The following is a 17,985-nucleotide window of genomic DNA, read 5'->3' on the forward strand; positions in this document are numbered from 1 at the left end:
ATGAAGCACTATTTTTCCCTCTGTCTGACGCTGTTTTTATGTTTGTCCGGCCTTGTCGGGTGTAAAAAGGACAAGGAGCCTGAGCCCGTTCCGGAAGATCCCGTGTTGAAATTTGTACGGATACTCGACGATTCGCTGAAAGACAAAGGCTTTGGGTACAGTTTTGCGGTTTATCAAAAAGATCGGATGATAGGCTCGGGCGTGGGAGGATACCAGGCTAGGAGCATCGAAATTCAGGAGGATAAGCCCGTCACGCCCGACACCAAAATGCAGATCGCTAGCATGACCAAAACCATTACCGCAGCGGCATTTCTGAAACTGGCCGGCGAGAAGGGCATTAAAGTCAGCGATAAGATTATCGATTACCTGCCCGGGACCTGGGTCAAAGGCCCAAACATCGGGCTTATTACCTTCAAGGACCTGCTCACGCATACGAGCGGGATAGTGGGCATGGGAGAGAACTGCCGCAACGGGGCGTTTACTGAAAATTTCTGGCCGGGTTTAAAGATGCTGGTCGAAAAGGGAATCAAAACGGAGAACTACGGTACAAGCTGTTATCAAAACGCCAATTTCGGACTTTTCAGGGTGTTGATACCGGCCATCAACGGCGTGAAATATACTGGTAACGACGACAACGACGCACTGCTGGCATTCGATGGATATGAGGAATACGTCCGGAAAAATATATTCGAAAAGGCCGGTATCATAACCGACGGATTCGTGTCCAACGGCCTGCCCTTGCCGACTTTCGGTTATGACTTCCCTTACTCGGGCGAGTATGGTTTCGACCCGGGCGATTTCAGCTCGACTGTCGGCGGTTATGGCATTTACCTTTCGGCAAACCAGGGCGTAAAGCTGTACGCGGCACTTTTTTCACCGGATAACAACTCGGTTATTACACAAGACATTCGCGATCAGATTGTGACCCATGGGCTGGGCAGTTACAGCGCCGTCATGCCGGAAGGAAAATTCAGCTACCATGATGGCTGGTGGTATTCGTCCATTGGTATCCCCAATCCGAAGGGTTTCAGGAGCATATGGATGCACTGCCCGGAGGACATTACCGTCGTTCTCTTTACGAATGCGTTGCGCAACGGCGACGGCCTTTTTCCGTTGCGGTCCGGCTTTTACGAGGACATTACCTCGTATGTGCTCTGGGCATTTTCGAAGTACAAGGACCCCGGCAGGGGCAAGCGTATGCGGCAAGTCAATTTTCATGAATATCTGGAACATCCTGAACCGCATTGATTAGCGGTTGCTTACCGCGGGCTTCCTAACGGCTAAGGATCGTTTTTTGTCCGATAAAATTTTCTTTTCATGCCGGATCCACTCGCTAATCCGTTTGGAATCTTCATTCGACGGATGTTCGCCGGTAGTCGAAAAGTCTATGTGCTTTTGTTCGTTTCGCATACATAAATATACAAAATTTAACGGAAATATCGATTAACCAGTCTCTGCGCGGCTTCTCGGGTAATTACCATTACGTTGCCGAACAGAAGCTTAGCTCCAAGCTGAGTTCGATAATGCGATATAAGCTTGGTCTTACTTTTCAAAGGAAATATACCCTTCGTAGCCTTTATCGAAAGAAAGTTTGCATGCGAAGGCGATCAGGTTGCCGGCGACACCTAAAAATTTTTTCCCGGCTCCCTTGTTTGCTTTACTGTTTTCTATCAAATGCATGTAAATATGATCTCCTTTGTCTTGAAGACAAATAAGCCCTTGAATTACATCGGTGTTTTCGGAAAGGACAAGTTTATAAACTTGTTTCTCTTTACTTGAAACTTCTTTCACCCAGTCAAAGAGCCATTCTGATTTGTTGAGTCGACGAATTTCCTGCACGTTGGCGGAAATAACTTCGGTAGCAAACCGCTCTCCTGTAAGAGCATGTTCAACCGAACGGGTTAGCTTATCGATTACGACACCTATTTTGTAAGAGGGCATATTGTTTAAGATATAGTGTGTTCGAAGTAATGAGTACCCCAAGCTACCAGTATTCTTTCAAATCAATTGCGGATTGGGCATATCAATTATCCAGCGCCTTTGGCAGCATCATCAAAAAACGATCAGCCGCGGTATAATCCAACTCTTCATAGAACACACCGAGCCGGTTCAGGTTCCGGTAATACTCGTCGACATGCCGGTAATAATATTGCTCCGACTGGATATACCATGCAACTGGTCCCAATTTGTCCGAAAGAAACCACTTTTCGAGCAATCTTCCTGCACGCCCGTTTCCGTCGTTGAATGGATGGATACATACAAACAACAAATGCATGAAAGCGGCATAATAGAAAATTTCTTCGAGCGATAGGTCGGCATGAAGTAGCTGATCTGTATCGTCCCAAAGCTTGCCCATTTCAGTTTCTAATAAATGCGAAGGTGCTGCTTCGAACTGTATTCGACCGGTTTTGTGCTCCATCACCACCATTTCATTTTGGCGGTAAATGCCGCGCCCGCCCACGGGTAACAAGTGCTCGGAGAGAATCCGGTGCGCCTCGGAAAAATGGTCCCCGGTCAGTCTGTTTTCCTTTGCATAAACGTAGGCACGGAATAGGTCGTTAGGCTTTTCGGTAAGCTCCGGGAGATATTCGATGTGCTGGATTTTATGTTTGATATAACTGTCGACGTCCATTGACTCACCTTCGATTTTAGAGGAGCTAATGACGGCAACGGAGGTATAAAAGTTAAAGGAGTCAGCCCGAACGAACGTTTCGTTCAGCCGGTCCAGTGCTTCGGCGAGATTGAAGCCGAGTCCGCTTTTGTATTTTTCCAGTAAGACGTCCGGGACGATCTTTTTCATGGCAGGCAGCTTACATGTTTTACGCAAGTCGGTACACGAAATGCTAACCAACCAAGTTACCAGTATTCTTTCAAATCCAAAACCCCTACCTTTGCATCCTAGAAAACGTGCATCCGTGAAAAAGAAGACACTCCTGGTTACCCCGCCATTTACCCAGCTTAACACGCCTTATCCCGCTACCGCTTACCTCAAAGGGTTTTTGAATACTTTGGGGCGTGAGTCGTATCAGGCCGACCTGGGTATCGATGTAATCCTGGAACTGTTTTCTTCCAAAGGGCTGAAAAAATTGTTCGCGATGTTGGAGGCGTCGGATATCGAGTTGACGGACAATAGTTTCCGCATTTACGCGCTTCGGGACGAGTACATTTCGACCATCGATCCGGTGATCCGTTTTCTCAAAAACAGCAATCCGACGCTGGCCCATAGTATTTGCGACCGCACCTATTTGCCCGAAGCCAGCCGCTTTTCGCAACTCGAAGACCTGGATTGGGCGTTCGGAACGATGGGGATCCACGACAAAGCCCGCCATCTGGCGACGTTATACCTGGAAGATCTCGGCGATCTGATTCAGGAGGCTGTCGATCCGCATTTCGGTTTCAGCCGGTATGCCGAACGGCTGGGGCGATCGGCCACGGGTTTCGATGAAATGGAAGCTGCGCTGGAATCGCCCGATACACTGCTTTCGCAGACATTAAAAGATGTGCTGGAACGAAGGGTGAAGCAATATCAGCCCGATGTCGTCTGCATCTCTGTGCCGTTTCCAGGCAACCTGTATGGCGGTTTTAAATGCGGGCAATATCTGAAAGCACATTATCCGCATATTAAAATCGTGATGGGTGGAGGTTATGCCAACACGGAATTACGCTCGCTGGGCGAACCCCGGGTTTTCAATTATATCGATTTTGTGTGTCTCGACGACGGCGAGGCTCCGTTGCGGTCGTTGCTGGAATACCTGGATGGCGAACGCGATCTGACCGATTTGAAAAGGGTCTATTCGAGGGTCGACGGAAAAGTGGTGTACCATAACGGGGCGAAGGAAAAAGACGTCCCACAGCGCGAAACAGGCACGCCGGATTACAGCGACCTGCCGCTGCACGATTATCTTTCGGTAATCGAGATTGTAAACCCGATGCACCGCCTTTGGAGCGACGGTCGCTGGAACAAACTGACGTTGGCGCACGGCTGTTACTGGGGAAAGTGCTCTTTTTGCGATATTTCACTCGATTACATCAGGCGCTATGAGCCTATGACCGCCTCGTTGCTCTGCGACCGTATCGAGGAAATCATCGCTCAAACCCGGCAGAACGGCTTTCACTTCGTCGACGAGGCCGCACCACCTGCGTTGCTGCGGGACCTGGCGTTGGAAATTATTCGTCGCAGGATTACAGTTGTATGGTGGACCAATATCCGTTTCGAAAAGAACTTTACCCACGATCTCTGCCTGCTGCTGAAAGCCTCGGGGTGCATCGCCATTTCCGGCGGGTTAGAAGTAGCTTCGGACCGCCTGCTCGATCGTATGAAAAAGGGGGTGACCGTCGCACAGGTAGCACGGGTAGCGGACGCCTTCACGCAGGCGGGTATCATGGTACACGCGTACCTGATGTACGGCTTCCCTACACAAACGGTCCAGGAAACCATCGACTCGCTGGAAATGGTGCGGCAAATGTTCCAACTGGGCATTGTGCAGTCGGGTTTCTGGCACCGGTTCGCGATGACGGCGCATAGCCCGGTAGGGTTATACCCCGAGGAATTCGACGTAACGCGGCTGGGACCCGATACGGGCAGGTTTGCCAATAACGATCTGGAACATAGCGACCCGCTCGGCGCCGACCACGACAAGTTTGCCGATGGTCTGCGGAAGTCGTTGTTTAACTACATGCATGGCGTTTGCTTGGATTTTCCATTATCCAAATGGTTCGATTTCCGAACGCCGCCGACTTCAATTCCTCCAAACTATATTGAAAAAAGCATTCATGAACCCGTCGAACTGGCCGCCCGGCCCAATGCCGTCATCGTGTGGACGGGCAGCTTACCGGAAATGGCCGTCTTCGAAGAGAGGAAAGGCGGGAGGGCAAGGGAGGTAGCCGAGCTTGTTTTTTACAACAAGAAGAAAGAATGGGCTATCGAAACGGATGTAGCAACAGGCGAATGGCTTACCGAAATGCTTCCGAAGCTACTGATCGCGAATCCGGAGCCCTATGCGCTCGAACAGTTCAAAAATGACTTTGAAACCGCCGGTTTAGGGCAATTCGAAACATTCCTCAACTCCCGCACGTGGAGGGAGCTGAGGAACGGTGGAGTGCTGGTGCTGTAAGGGTTAGTATCGAAGTACTTCGAACTTGTCGAGGTTGTCATCGAATGTCGTGAAAACGGCCGGATACCCGGGAGCAATGCTGCCGATCCGGTCTTGCAGGCCCAATGCGGTTGCCGGCCGGACCGTAGCCATTTCAATCGCTTCCTGAACGGGTATTCCAATGATTTCAACGGCATTGCGTACCGCATCGCCAAGCGAAATAGTCGCTCCTGCGAGGTTACCATCCGAATTGATATATTTACCGTCTTTCAGGTGAGCGTCGAACTCGCCCCATTTGAACCCGGTAACTTTCTGGCCGAGGAACAGCGCATCGGAAATGAGGAACAACTTGTCTCTCTTGATTTTATAAGCCACGCTGGCCGCGCCGAAATCGCAATGTACGCCGTCGATGATGATGGGAGCATATACGGATTCGGTGTCGAAAGTCGCCCCTACCAGCCCCGGCGCACGGTGGCCGAACGCCGACATGGCATTATACAAATGCGTTACGAGCTGAATGCCCTGGTCAAATGCAGCCATAGCTTCGGCGTAATTAGCATTGGAATGCCCCGCCGACACGGTAATGCCCGATTCGAGTAACATTTGGAGTTGGTCTTCGGTGAACATTTCCGGCGCGATGGTAATCAGTCGGATTACATCCTTACCGTATCGAATAATTTCTTCGAGTTCGGTATCCGTCGGTTTCCGGACAAATGATGCCAAATGTGCCCCGCGCTTGACCGGGTTGAGGAATGGGCCTTCCAAATGCATTCCCAGTATGCCCGATTCCGGATTTTTGGACATGTAGCTGCGGGTGGCTTCGATCCCTTTCAGGATGTTGTCGTGCGGGGAAGTAATGAGGGTAGGCAGCACGTAGGCAGTGCCGGTCCGTACGCTGGCCTGGTAGATGTCGTCGATTGTTTCCTCGTCGGCGCGTTCGGTGAAGTAGAACTGCTCTCCGCCGTTGATGTGGCTGTCGAAAAAGCCGGGCGCGAGGTTGGTCACCTGTGGCATGCCGGTCTTGGGTGTGCCGCTCTGGACGCCGCTGATGCGGCCGTTCTCGACGACGATGATCTGGTTAAACAGTACTTCTTTTCCCGTAAAAACTTTCTCTGCAAAAAACTGGGCGGACATAATGAAAGGCTAGGTTTAGACTCGCCCAAGAAACGAAAAACGCGGAGCCGTTCAAAGCACTATTTGATAATTATGTCAAATCTGGTGAGCAGCCCAGCCAGGTCGGAAGAGAGGAATTTTGCCTTACGGATATTGTTGGCCGTAGGGTCGATCGTGAAGTTTTTGCTGGTCGAAAAATCGACGCCGCTGAGGTTAGTACCATCGAAAACCGAATCCCAGAAGTCGCAGTTATGCAATTTGCATTTCGAGAAGTCGGTTTGGGTGAAATCGGCGTTATGGATCTTGCAGTTGGAGAAAATGGTTTTGTTCAATTTTTTCCTTTCGAAAATGGCATAATCGAGAATACAGTTTTCGAAAACCGCCGCAAATGCAAAGTCCTTACTCTCGGAAAAATTGACGCCCGTGAGTTTGCAACCGATGAATTCGATATCGGAAATCTTACAGTTTTTCACCGACGCATTGCTGAGGTTGCAATCCTGAAAAACGCAGTCGATGAAATCGATGTCAGCCAGGTCCGGGATGTTGCATTGTACGAAGCGGACCTGTTCACAACTGGTCTTCCGCAATGGTTCAATGCTAAAATCTTTATTTTCAATGAGGTCGAAATTCCGGGAGTTGCGCATCGAGCCCAGGGATATTTAAGGGATATTAAATATATTGTTTGATAACCGATTTCAGCTGGTCGGCCTGCACCACGCCCGACTGGCGCCAGAGCGGCTTGCCGTTTTTGAATACGATCAGCGTCGGCACGCCCTGAATGCGGTAGGCCTGTGCAGCCGACTGGTTTTTATCCACATCGACCTTGATAATCGTTGCCGAATCGCCCAGATCGGCCTTTACTTTTTCCAGGATCGGTTTCATCATTTTACAAGGGCCGCACCATTCGGCCGAAAAATCCACCAAAACCGGTTTGTCGCTATTGATCAATTCTGAGAATGTTGCCATGGTTGCAATGTTTTGTCTGAAATGAAAACCCATCCGGGCACAGAAAGGTTTAATCTGGACCCGATTACCGCGAAACGGTAAAGATCATGCCATTAACCCCAGTTATCCCTCAGGAATTTACCGACGCGTTTTTCCACGAATTCGTAGGTAAACTGCGAGTAGAGGATCGTCAGGCCGATCGAACTGGCCAGGGAAACGGCGAACATCGCCTCGTTCTCCGGCAATTTGAGCAGCCGGAACAACACGATATTGACGAATATGAGCACTATGGCGTGGTTCAGGTAAATGGAATAGGAGATTTTTCCCAGATACTGAAACGGCCTGCTGTTCAGCATTTGTGTTACAAAGCCGCTCGAACTTGTAAAAATGACGATGCCGACCGAGAAAATAAATGGAAAAACAAGCTTCCAGAGGTTAAGCTGCCAATGGTGAACCAAATACATCGCCCCCACCATGACGAGAAGGAACGGGATTTCGAATGCGGATAGCCGGTAAGTTTTCCGGCTTAATAACCTGTGCGTGAAAATACCGAGCGAAAAACACAGGAGGCCGCGTACATAACCGTAGTCGTAGGCGAGCAGGTATTCGCCGCGCGAGTAGATGAAGATGCCCGACAATAGCCCGATGACCGCAAATGCCGCATATTTGAAGCGGGGCAGCACCAAAACCACCAGCCCGAAGACAACGTAGGAGATCATCTCGGCGGAAATCGACCAGGAAGGATAGTTATTGCTGATCCACGCCCCGAATACCGTGCTGGAACCCATGAACGTGAGGGTATCGAGGGAAGTGAACAGATAATAGCTCAATCCGAGCCCGCCGACATTTTTCATCGGACTGTGCTCGCCCAGAAGGTTGGCTATCACAAAAACGACTTCCGTATAAAAGAGCAGCGGGTAAAGCCTGATAAACCGCTTTTTCAGGAATGTCAGAAAATCGCCTGTGCTGTGAATGCGGTCCACGTAATTGAATGCGATTACGAAGCCGCTGAGTACAAAAAAGAAATCTACGAACAGGCTCGCATTGATGACGAAAAAGTTGTTGTAAAGGATCGATTCCTTGAATGCGTTGTGGTGGTGGGCAATAACCATGACGGCAAAAATGCCCCTTAACCCATCCAGTTGTTCAACTCTGTTCTTCATGCGCGGAATAACGGGAGCCTTGCACGAAGGTCCCACGGCTCGGGGAGCGTATCAGGTGGTTACGGTACTTAAAGGTTGCGGCTCAGGCTTCACAATCGGCTTCCTGGGGAACGCATCGAGGTATTTGATGCCGAGGAAACGGATCATCACCGAGTACGGAAACCAGAATGCGATGTCGTAAGGCCGCCCTCCGGTGAAAAGCAGCACCATCATCGACAGGAAGAAATACGCCAGGAAGGTCGTCAGCGGATTGGTGTGCCGGCGCACCTCGCGGATAACGTACAGGAAAAGAAAGAAGTTGAAACTTGCAAAGAATACGAACCCGAAAATCCCATGGTTCACCCAGGATTCCAGCAGTGGCACGTCGAGATAATCGCTTTTGTAACCTCTGCCCAGAAAAACGTCCCAGGAGAAAAGTGTTTCCATAAATTCCCCGAAACCGCTCACGCGTCCCATTGCCGAGTAATCGACGTCGGCCTCTTCCGAAAGCCTTACCCCGGTGGAGGTAAAGATCACGTTCATGATGCGGTCTTCGAAAATATCCCAGTAACCCAAAAGCAGGTTCAGAATATCGCCATACCTCGCGAGAAAGGCATTAATGGCTACGAGGATCAGGATAATGAACACCGCATTCCTGAATTTGAAAGCATTGCCAATGACCTTCGTAATGTCCGAAGGTTTGAAATGGAAAAGGAAATAAGCCCCGAATGCGATGCCTACACCCAGGTAGCTGGACTTCGCCAGAGACAACACTACAACGCCCATTCCGAACAGCACGGAAAAGAACAGGAAGAGGCGGGTAAGCAGATTTTTGGTATTGCCGAGCATTACCATTGCCGAAAGCATCGTAATCACGCCGTTGCGTGCGGTAATGTGCGGATTACCGCCGGGCTGCGCGCCTTCGTTTGCGAAGTTCACGGCCGCCCGCATTCCGGGTGTCCAGTTCGGGTCGGTGATGATGGAGTAAACCAGGGTGATATTCGTAAAAAACGAGAAGAGGAACAGCACTTGTATCAGCGTGTCTTTCACGTCGTTGGGTACGTGAAGAAGCAGGATCAGGAAACCGAAGGTAAACACGAAGTTCCCCATATCGGCCACCGCTTTCCCCTGGTGATTCATGAACATGAAGTAATAGAGCGTCAGCAACAGAAAGCCCACTCCGAGGTTGATAAGGATGATATTGGGCTTGTAAAGGCGTTTGAAAAGCGTAGCGGGGACCATCAGCAACAGCGCCAGCGAGAAGAATATCGCCGTGAAAACACTGCTTGCAGGTCCTATGCCGAGCGTGTCGCGTATAAAAAATATCAGCGGAAACCCGTTGAACATCATCGCGATGCCCATCGAATACCGGAGATAAGTGAAATTATTGGCTACATTAAATAAGCTCCAATTCATCTGGAAAGCCTGAATCTGATGTATTGAATATCCAATCGCAGAATGAAATAGGCGATTTTACGAACACGGCACCAAAGATACTTGATTTTGTTGACTACCGGGGAAGTGTTCGTCGAAATGTACAATTTTTGTACCCTTGCATGTTCTTCCCGGCCGATGGTCGTAGCGATGGTCGACGATTTCGCGTCCGCATGTACGCGCAATGCGCCCCCGAGCCCGTCGATCTTTTTGGTGGTCGTTGTTTTGTGAGAAGTGTACCGGGTGATAAAGTCGTAATCGAATGCAAAACGGAACGATTCGTCGAACATGCCGTATTTTTCCACTAGCGAGCGCTTGAAAAACAGCGACTGATTGTGGATCTGCATGCCTTCCAGGACCTGGCAATCGAAATCGTAGGATGTTGTTTTGAGTATTTCGGTCACTTCGTCGTCGGTGGTGATCATGTACAGGTCGCCATACAGGATATCGACCGGATATTTCAAAGCTGCTTCTCCAAAACGAGCGAAAGTGCCCGGGAAATACACATCGTCCGAATTTTGGAAGCTGATGTAATCGCCCGTAGCCCGTTCGAGGGCTTTGTTAATGGCGTGGACTTGCCCGCGGTCTTTCTCGGAAACCCACCACGAGAGGTATTTTTCATATTTTTTGATAATCTCCACACTGCCGTCGTTCGAACCGCCGTCGACGATAATGTATTCGAGATTAGGGTAATTCTGGTTAAGAACGCTCAAAATGGTCCGTTCCAGAAATGCCGCCTGATTATAGGAAGGCGTAACGATCGTCAGTTTCGGGTACCGGTGGGCATTGCCCGAAGGCGCGGTGGCCGGTTTCAATGCCGATACGAAGTTTCGCAGGTCCTGTGTGGTTTGTTCTAGAAAATGCATGGAGTCCTGTTTCGCTGGTTTAAAACTGATCGATGTATGTGGCTAATTCCTTCAATTTCGCAGCAATGCCTTTTCGCGTCAACCGGTTCGGGGCTATGTTGGCATATTTTCCGAATGCCGGCTGGCCGCTGATTTCCAGCTCGCTTTTCTTTCGCATGACAATTCGCTGGTATTCCATAAATAGGGCTTGAAAAGCCTTATTTGCGGTAACCAGTGCCGCGTGGTCCGACCAGACAGGGTCAAAATGCCCGAGGCCGGCGAAGTCGAGCGAGACCAGCGGCTGCCCATCGGCCTCGTAAGCATTGCCGTTCGCTACCAGATTTTTATTCAAAACCGCATTCAAACCATAATGCCAGCCCGGATAATGCAGTGTCGCGGTCGCAGGTATCCACACCGGCATGTAATTGAGCCAGAGCTGGTCGGTATTCATACCGTTGCAAAGGTCGAAATACGCCCGGTCGACCGATCGCTGCGCCCACCATTGCAGGGCGGCCATTGTTTTATCCGACGGCCGCAATGTCCAGCTTCCCGAATGGTACATCCCTGCGTTCAGGATACGCTTGTCGTCCAGGACCGGCGATTTTTTTAACGGACTTGAAATATTGGGAGTCAAAAATAGCTCCGAACCTGCATCTAGCAGGCTGTCAAATGACTTTTTCAGCTGAACGGTCGGTGCCAGAAATGTCAGTTGTCTGCATTCCGGGTGTTTTTTTAAAATTTCCAGCGCGAACCAGGGGCGGCAAGCGGGGACTAATTCGAAATCATAATAATCCGCAGCCATTTTATCCCAGCCCGGAATTTCAAATGCAGTCACCGGAATCAGCTTAATGTGTTCGGCGAGATTGTCGATGCCGGGGGAATCAACCAGCCCGAGGTAAAAAACATGGCCAGGCTGGTGCTGTAACACAGAATCCGCCAGAGCCAATGCGTGCGCCAGGTTGGTTCGGTTACAAACTGTGTATATAATATTCATGAACGACTATTCCGTTTCAGGCAAAGTTTTAAAGAAGGGTATTTCGTGGATATTGTCCCGCGAAATGCCCGTCAAAGCAAATGGTAACGTTGTGCCACTTTGATATTGGACACCGTATTGCACGAAATGGCTGCGCACAATGTCGGTCGGTTTTCTTAAATGCGGCCAGTAGCGGTTCGGTTCCAGCTCCCAGAACACCGCGTCCGCGTTAGGCAGGTTCGCATTGTGGCGGTACCGGTGCGCAAGGCTTTTCTTGCTTTTCAGCGTGGCTGTCATCCGTTCGATCCGGCAAAGGTAAAGCCCGTTGCCCGTATAACCCGACCCGTACAATCGTTTCTCCTCTTCCGAAAGCCCTGCGACGCGTTTCCACATTCCGGGCGCAGCGGCCGGACCGGGCAAGAGCGGGCCTGCTTTGAAATAATCATAGCCCTGCTTGCACCAGTAGTGCAGCTCGTCTTTAATTACCCAGCTGTTGAGCTCGTGGATCAGCAGGAAATCGCACCAGTTGAACCGGTCGTAAAAATCGGACATCAGAAAAAGCTGGCCCAAATGCTGCCGCGAATCGAAAAAGCGTTTGGGGAAATTGACGACGTCGATATCTTCCGCATGCTCGCGCACAACCGAGAGGTCGGCCCCTTCGCCGGCGATGAAAATAATGGTGTAGTCCGACAGCGTTTGCAGCGCGTGGTGCAGCAATTTTTCCTCCGTCGGGTTGATCTGAGGTTCGAGAATGGGGATAATAACGGATACCAGCTCTTTCATCAGATCGTTTGCAGCTTGCCGATCAGATAGTTAACCGGCATTTTCAGATATTTTCTCACACGCTGGTACCTGCGCACGGGCACGGGCCTGATGTAGGCGCACGGAAATTGTCGGTAATAGGCGTTCCCGTTTTCGATCAGGCAGTTTTTATACAAAGCAAAAAGGTCTGTCAGGTCGGTGCGCTGGTCTAGCTGGAAACGGTCCTGGTATTTTGAAAGCACGTCGGGTTTCGCGGGGTCGTAGCCGCTGTAATGAAAGAAAATCAGCGGGTTATCTCCATTGACGTACCAGTGGCCGTTGCGCGACGAGAAGGTTCGTTCGTGCAGGTTCCAATACGCCGCATTGTAGCCGGGATTTCTTTCGATGTGGGTATCGGGCACAAAAACCGGCAGGAAATTCATCCAGTTCTGGTCTACAAAAAGCCCGTTACAGAGGTCGATCAGGCATTCATAGCGTAGTTTTTCTTCCCACCATGCAATAAACCGGTCGTTTTCAGCCGAGCGGCTGAACGCCACAAAACCCAGGTTGTAAACGCCGGTATTCAGGTGGTGCAGCTCGTTGGGCGTCAGGCGGTCGTCGATAGGCGTATTGATATGCGGCGTCAGCACGGCATTGTTCCTGGCGAGCGAGTTCAGAAGGGCCGTCAGAGGTTGAAAAACGATGATATCGGGATCGAAATAGATGACGTTTTTCGCCTCGGGATAGTGTTTGAAAAAATAGGTGAAATAAAATGGCTTTACCGCGGTATTGAGCTCGGTGATATTGTAGCGCGCGCACATTTCCTCAAAATCGCGGATTTCGATCTTGTCGATCTCGATCATGGGGTAGGCGGGTGCATAGGCGTCTTCAAAAGCAACTCCGTGAAGGATGTCCACCAACCCTATGAAAAAACGGACATCCGGGTTGGTCGCTTTGAGCGAATCTCCTAATGTCCGGGCTTGCGCGAGGTAATTGATGGAGCAAATGGTAAAGGCAATGGTCATTGATTGTGCTGTTCCGAAACCTGCAAAGGTAAATACTTTTGAATAATGGCTTCGACCCTGGCGACGCTTTTGTCGGTATTGTGCCTTTCCAAAACCTTTTTGCGGGCATTCCGGCCCATTGTATTGCGCAACGACGGGTCGAGGATCAGCTGGATGATCACATCCGACGCCGCCGAAATATCCATGTAAGGAACCACGAAGCCGGCATCGGCTTCGATCAGTTCCGGTGCGCCGCCCGCATCTTCGAAGCAAACGACCGGTATTTCCTGCAATGCGGCTTCCATTACCACAAGCGGGTAGGGGTCTTCGCGGGAGCTCAGCAACAACACGTCGAAGCGGTTGATATAATCCAGTGCGCGGGGCGTCGGCGGAATGAGAATGATCCTGTCGCTCAGGCCCATCAGGCGGATGTCGCTTTCGATAAGCTCGTAAATTTCATGTTGCGGGCCGGCGCCCACCCACACGAAGTAAACCGGCAGCGGCTGTGTTTTGCGGATCACACGGCTGGCTATCCAGTTGAAAATGTCGTTGCCTTTGCGCCATTCTGCATTCCCACAGCCCCCCGATCACGATGGCGTCTTCCGGTACTTTATAGGTTTTTTCAAGAATGTCGGGTTGTACAGCGGCCAGTTTCTGGTCGATATGCTCGTGATCGATGAGGGTAAATGTGCTGACGTGCGCCGCCGGGAAATTGTATTTCCGGATATAGTAATCGGCCACCGCGTTGGAAACGGCAATCAGGTGGTCGGTCTTTTTCAGCAGGAACGCGAGTTGTTGTTCCTGGGTATAAATCTTCACTGACATCGCCAGCTCGTGTACAAAAAGCACCAGTGGCAAATTGTGGAAGGATTTCAGGAAATCGTAGTAAACTTCGGCATTGGCAATGGAGTTGATGAAGATGAGGCCTACATTCTGTTGTTCCAACTCGGCGAGCACCCTTTCGTTGCCCTTTTGCAGCGAACGTTCCTCGTAAATTTTCAGCAGGTTGGTTTTACGCAGGATTTTGCCGGTGAGCGGCGGCGTGGTGATCTTTTTGTTTTGATAAAGCCGCGTGATGCCCACAACTTCCTCGAATTCCGCTTCCAGTTCGCCTCCGTTACAGAGCAGCAGGTGCATCGGTACGCCGCGTTCTTTCAATAGCCTCAATAACTGCAGCAGCAGCAACTGGCTTCCTGCCCTGTTAGCGTCGTGACTCACAAAAAGTATTTTCTTCTGCTCCATTACCGATATTAGCTAGCTCAGACTTCGGGTTGGCCTTAGTAGGCTTCGTAACTCATCTTTCCCGGAACTTTCTTGGCGGGGTTTCCGACGTACACGCCCCATTCTTCGGTGTCTTTCATGATTGCCGAGGCCATGCCCGCCAATGTACCCTGTGCAATGGTAGTGTAATCGCGGATAGTGCTGTTTACACCAAAAAAAGCGTACGATTCCACCACACAATGCCCCGAAAGCACCACATGCGACGTAAAGAAAACATGGTCTTTGATCTGGCCGTGATGGCCGATATGGTTACCGCTCCACATTACCACGTTGTTACCGACGGTTGTGAAAGGCTGGATGGTATTGTCTTCCAAAATAAAACAGTTTTCGCCGATTACACTTTTGTCGAAAACTGTCGCACGGGAACTGATATAGGAAATAAACCGGTAGCCTTTGGATTTCGCGTGGTTATAAATCGCCTCGCGGTTACGGTTCATATTGCGGCCTGTCATGGGGGCAAAAAAGTGGTATTCCGAAGGCGGGAAAATGGTTTCCACATCCTCGAATGCTACTACGGGCAAGCCGCGGAAATTGTCCTGTTCGATGTATTGGCGATTGACGGTGAATGCAACAACCTCATGTTCAGAATCATGGGTCAGGTAATAGTGCGCTAGTTCTGCTGTGTCGAGTACTCCAAAAACGATAATTTTCGCCATTACTAAATTAGTTCGTATGCCTCTAATTGCTTCCTGATATCGTCCGGGCCGTTGAACATCAGAACGTCTATAACAGACAACCAAGGTACGAAAGCATTTTTAAATTGGGGGGTACGGGCTCGATATACTTTTTATGAAGTCCAGTCTGATTCCCTCTTTTTCAAATTTCCCTTTGTCGTATAATTCCACTCCGCCAATCGGATTGATGTAGTGGTTTGCCTGTTCCTGTTTACAGATATCCAGAATACGGTCCTGTCCTTTCAGGTGTTTATTGTTATATATCGTTGAAGAGGGAACAATCTCCGTGCCTATGCCCATGTATGTGCAGGTTTTTTTCAATGCGTATACAGCCAGTTCGTTGATCGATTCAACTTCTAAATTTACGATTTCTTCCAAGAGTTCAAAAACCTTTTGATAACAGGGAGCTTTCTGATATGATTGCTGAATGGTCCTGGATAATTTTTTCTGCCACTGCTCATGCTTGGCGAGCTCCACTTCCAGAATCAGTTTATTCTGGCTGGCGTCTTTCAGCGGGATCGTGAACATATGTGCTTTTCCACCCACGAGTATGTTATTCCGGTTGATCCATCCCTTGTTGATGAAGTTCACATCGTCGTAAATAATGAACTTGTCCACGGCATTGATCAGCTGGAAATAGCCGATATATGGAAAAATATACGGCTGCATGATGGCGATCGTCATGGCTTGGCTATTTGAGTTTTCTCAGGTAATAATCTTCCCCTTTTTCGATCAGTCCGGTCATCGTGGTATCCGATCCGAGCCGGATGTCGGTAGGCAATGCACGGATCTTGCTCGTGTCGTTGATGACCTTGCGGGCGTAGAAAAGGTAATCGGCTTCCTTCGGGATCGGGCGCAGGCCTTCTTCGAAGGGGTTAATTGAAATAAGTTTACGGGTCAGATTCTTGCCGTAAAGGGGATATTCGAAATCGCTGTTCACGGTTGCCAGCGCGACGGTCGCATTCTCCGGGACTATGGAATCGAAACGGACATAAGCTTTTGTAATATCGGGCCTCGCGAAGGTCTGGTAGGGGATCCGGTCCATCGTCAACGCCGACTCCATGCCGTACGACGGGAACGGCAGGCAACGGATATTAAGGTAAACAGCCATGATTGCTGAAACGCACGCCAGCCCCACAATTACCATTATATAGCCTTTCCATACATTCCTGCGCGGCTTGATAATCGACAACCGGTGATGCGAGAAAAGCAGGAGCAGGAAGAGCACGCCGAACAGGCCGGCTTCCATAAAATACCGGCCTTTGAAAGGATCATAAGCCGCCGAATAGGAGATCGTAGCGAGGTTGAGACAGAATGCGATCACCAGAAAGAAATGGACGCGCGATCTGAAAACCCGTATCAGTACGAGGAACATGATCGGCAGTATCAAAGCGAAACCGAACACGCCCCAGTAAGGATTGGCATTGTAATAATAAAATCCCCGTTGCATGGAGAACGGGACAATGGTGAAGTCCGTTTCCTCGTCCAGACGCATCCGAAGCCTCTCTTCCAGCCATGCCAGCGGCTTCCTGATGGCAGTGTTCAAATCGTAACCCCATTGCGCATTCCGGATGCCGTCGAGGTTGCAAAAATCGTAGATGTACCGGACCACATTACGGCTGCCCTGTTCAAAAAGGTTGGCCGCGCCACCCGCACGCTCATACGATTGATGGTACCGAGCGGTAGGGGGGCCAATTGGATGCCCGAAAACCTGGATGTTGCGGATATAGCCGGTCGGCAGGGTGTAAATCAATGCAAAAAAGACGATGGCAAGACCGAGCCTCAGTGTCCTTTGGAAAAACACTTTAAAATCCGGCGCAAGGAAAACGGTATAGACCATGATCACGAACACTGACGGCATGAGCAATGCGAACGTAGCCTTGTGGCCGGTGACGATCGCGAACGTGATTCCCGAGAGGTACAGATAGCGGTTGTCGCGGTTGGTATAATATGTGAAAAGGAAATAAAGCAGGCAGCTGAGGTAGGCTGTCAATACAATGTCTGTTTCCGTAGTAACGGCCTGCATCAGGAAATCGAGGAGCATGCTGTATGCCAGCGCGCAGAAAAAGCTAGCCGACAAATTTCGTCCGATCCGCTGCGCAATGCCGAAAACCGACACCAGGGTTACATAATACGATAGCTGGTGGATGATTTTGAATGCATTTTCAATGTCCCCGCTGATCAGGTAGGAATAAATATGGATCGTCGTGAGGCTTTTCGGATAGGTATCCATGTTCCAGTTCGCTCCACCGAAATGCTCCATCGTGCCTCGCTGAATGTAGCGAATGGCACGGTTGAGATGGCCTGTCATGCTGTCCCATTCGTTGGGCGCAGTAAACAAGACCAGGATCAGGTTTGTAACCGCGATAATCGCGAAGGTGGCGAACATTGCGCCAAAAATGACTTTCAGGTACGGCGACAACTCCCGGGCCCAGAGCCGAAGAGTGGCCGACCGGTTGGCGATGAGCCCGCGAATGGTATAAGGCGCATTCACCGGAACAAGCCTGGTCCAGAGCAGATAATGTAGCCCCAGGACGATATAGTTACCAACAATCCAGGCCGGTACGCTGGCCGTCAGGTCCACAGCCGACAATATAAAGCCGGTAGGGATAATACTGCCGACGAAAAGAATGAAGAATGTAATGATCAGCTCCGTGAGAGACGGTTGGGCAATCTTTTTTGCAACAAAGCTGACGCCGTATAAAAACAGGAAAAAGGTTAGCCAATAAAAAATGACCAT

The 17,985-nt window shown here is 50.1% G+C and carries 19 protein-coding genes; 2 read left to right on the forward strand and 17 right to left on the reverse strand.

Annotated features, from left to right (window positions below):
* A complete protein-coding gene (locus ABV298_RS19505; protein WP_353717849.1) occupies nucleotides 1-1,248 on the forward strand; it encodes a serine hydrolase domain-containing protein in 1,248 nt (415 codons plus the stop codon).
* 294 nt (nucleotides 1,249-1,542) lie between these two features.
* Here ABV298_RS19505 and ABV298_RS19510 read toward each other — a convergent pair whose 3' ends face one another.
* Together ABV298_RS19510 and ABV298_RS19515 are read right to left on the reverse strand one after the other, a co-directional pair.
* Complete coding sequence (locus tag ABV298_RS19510) at nucleotides 1,543-1,941, reverse strand: hypothetical protein (protein ID WP_353717850.1); 399 nt, start codon at nucleotides 1,939-1,941, stop codon at nucleotides 1,543-1,545.
* 82 nt (nucleotides 1,942-2,023) lie between these two features.
* The gene (locus ABV298_RS19515; RefSeq protein WP_353717851.1) at nucleotides 2,024-2,800 is read right to left on the reverse strand and encodes a Fic family protein; all 777 of its coding nucleotides are present in this window, start codon (nucleotides 2,798-2,800) and stop codon (nucleotides 2,024-2,026) included.
* A gap of 115 nt (nucleotides 2,801-2,915) precedes the next feature.
* Here ABV298_RS19515 and ABV298_RS19520 point away from each other — a divergent pair, with 115 nt between their 5' ends.
* Nucleotides 2,916-5,114 (forward strand): radical SAM protein, encoded by a 2,199-nt coding sequence (locus tag ABV298_RS19520; protein ID WP_353717852.1) that lies wholly within the window; start codon nucleotides 2,916-2,918, stop codon nucleotides 5,112-5,114.
* A 3-nt stretch (nucleotides 5,115-5,117) separates the two neighbouring features.
* On the opposite strand, the gene nagA is transcribed toward ABV298_RS19520, so the two are convergent.
* From nagA to ABV298_RS19595, 15 genes are all read right to left on the reverse strand, one after another.
* Nucleotides 5,118-6,227, reverse strand: a complete 1,110-nt coding sequence (gene nagA / locus ABV298_RS19525) for an N-acetylglucosamine-6-phosphate deacetylase (RefSeq protein ID WP_353717853.1) — start codon at nucleotides 6,225-6,227, stop codon at nucleotides 5,118-5,120.
* Nucleotides 6,228-6,286: 59 nt separating this feature from the next.
* Nucleotides 6,287-6,850: a pentapeptide repeat-containing protein gene (locus ABV298_RS19530; RefSeq protein WP_353717854.1), complete on the reverse strand. Its 564-nt coding sequence runs from the start codon at nucleotides 6,848-6,850 to the stop codon at nucleotides 6,287-6,289.
* 25 nt (nucleotides 6,851-6,875) lie between these two features.
* On the reverse strand, nucleotides 6,876-7,172 hold the full coding sequence (gene trxA, locus ABV298_RS19535) for a thioredoxin (RefSeq protein WP_090375102.1): 297 nt from the start codon (nucleotides 7,170-7,172) through the stop codon (nucleotides 6,876-6,878).
* A gap of 92 nt (nucleotides 7,173-7,264) precedes the next feature.
* Nucleotides 7,265-8,314, reverse strand: coding sequence for an acyltransferase (locus ABV298_RS19540; RefSeq protein WP_353717855.1), 1,050 nt, complete (start codon nucleotides 8,312-8,314; stop codon nucleotides 7,265-7,267).
* A 51-nt stretch (nucleotides 8,315-8,365) separates the two neighbouring features.
* The gene (locus ABV298_RS19545) at nucleotides 8,366-9,709 is read right to left on the reverse strand and encodes a hypothetical protein (protein ID WP_353717856.1); all 1,344 of its coding nucleotides are present in this window, start codon (nucleotides 9,707-9,709) and stop codon (nucleotides 8,366-8,368) included.
* Complete coding sequence (locus tag ABV298_RS19550; RefSeq protein WP_353717857.1) at nucleotides 9,706-10,593, reverse strand: glycosyltransferase family 2 protein; 888 nt, start codon at nucleotides 10,591-10,593, stop codon at nucleotides 9,706-9,708. The genes ABV298_RS19545 and ABV298_RS19550 overlap by 4 nt, the downstream gene beginning before the upstream one ends.
* Nucleotides 10,594-10,612: 19 nt before the next feature.
* Nucleotides 10,613-11,566, reverse strand: coding sequence for a hypothetical protein (locus tag ABV298_RS19555; RefSeq protein WP_353717858.1), 954 nt, complete (start codon nucleotides 11,564-11,566; stop codon nucleotides 10,613-10,615).
* Between the two features lie 6 nt (nucleotides 11,567-11,572).
* A complete protein-coding gene (locus ABV298_RS19560; protein ID WP_353717859.1) occupies nucleotides 11,573-12,328 on the reverse strand; it encodes a DUF5672 family protein in 756 nt (251 codons plus the stop codon).
* A complete protein-coding gene (locus ABV298_RS19565) occupies nucleotides 12,328-13,311 on the reverse strand; it encodes a glycosyl transferase (RefSeq protein WP_353717860.1) in 984 nt (327 codons plus the stop codon). Before ABV298_RS19565 ends, ABV298_RS19560 begins: the two co-directional genes overlap by 1 nt.
* Nucleotides 13,308-13,811, reverse strand: coding sequence for a glycosyltransferase family 4 protein (locus ABV298_RS19570; RefSeq protein ID WP_353717861.1), 504 nt, complete (start codon nucleotides 13,809-13,811; stop codon nucleotides 13,308-13,310). The genes ABV298_RS19565 and ABV298_RS19570 overlap by 4 nt, the downstream gene beginning before the upstream one ends.
* On the reverse strand, nucleotides 13,747-14,532 hold the full coding sequence (locus ABV298_RS19575; RefSeq protein WP_353717862.1) for a glycosyltransferase family 4 protein: 786 nt from the start codon (nucleotides 14,530-14,532) through the stop codon (nucleotides 13,747-13,749). Before ABV298_RS19575 ends, ABV298_RS19570 begins: the two co-directional genes overlap by 65 nt.
* A gap of 35 nt (nucleotides 14,533-14,567) precedes the next feature.
* On the reverse strand, nucleotides 14,568-15,227 hold the full coding sequence (locus tag ABV298_RS19580) for an acetyltransferase (RefSeq protein WP_353717863.1): 660 nt from the start codon (nucleotides 15,225-15,227) through the stop codon (nucleotides 14,568-14,570).
* 2 nt (nucleotides 15,228-15,229) lie between these two features.
* The gene (locus ABV298_RS19585) at nucleotides 15,230-15,307 is read right to left on the reverse strand and encodes a hypothetical protein (RefSeq protein ID WP_353723215.1); all 78 of its coding nucleotides are present in this window, start codon (nucleotides 15,305-15,307) and stop codon (nucleotides 15,230-15,232) included.
* A gap of 19 nt (nucleotides 15,308-15,326) precedes the next feature.
* Nucleotides 15,327-15,929 (reverse strand): WbqC family protein, encoded by a 603-nt coding sequence (locus ABV298_RS19590; protein WP_353717864.1) that lies wholly within the window; start codon nucleotides 15,927-15,929, stop codon nucleotides 15,327-15,329.
* 7 nt (nucleotides 15,930-15,936) lie between these two features.
* Nucleotides 15,937-17,985, reverse strand: coding sequence for a glycosyltransferase family 39 protein (locus ABV298_RS19595; protein WP_353717865.1), 2,049 nt, complete (start codon nucleotides 17,983-17,985; stop codon nucleotides 15,937-15,939).

Source organism: Dyadobacter sp. 676, from assembly GCF_040448675.1.
GTDB lineage: Bacteria > Bacteroidota > Bacteroidia > Cytophagales > Spirosomataceae > Dyadobacter.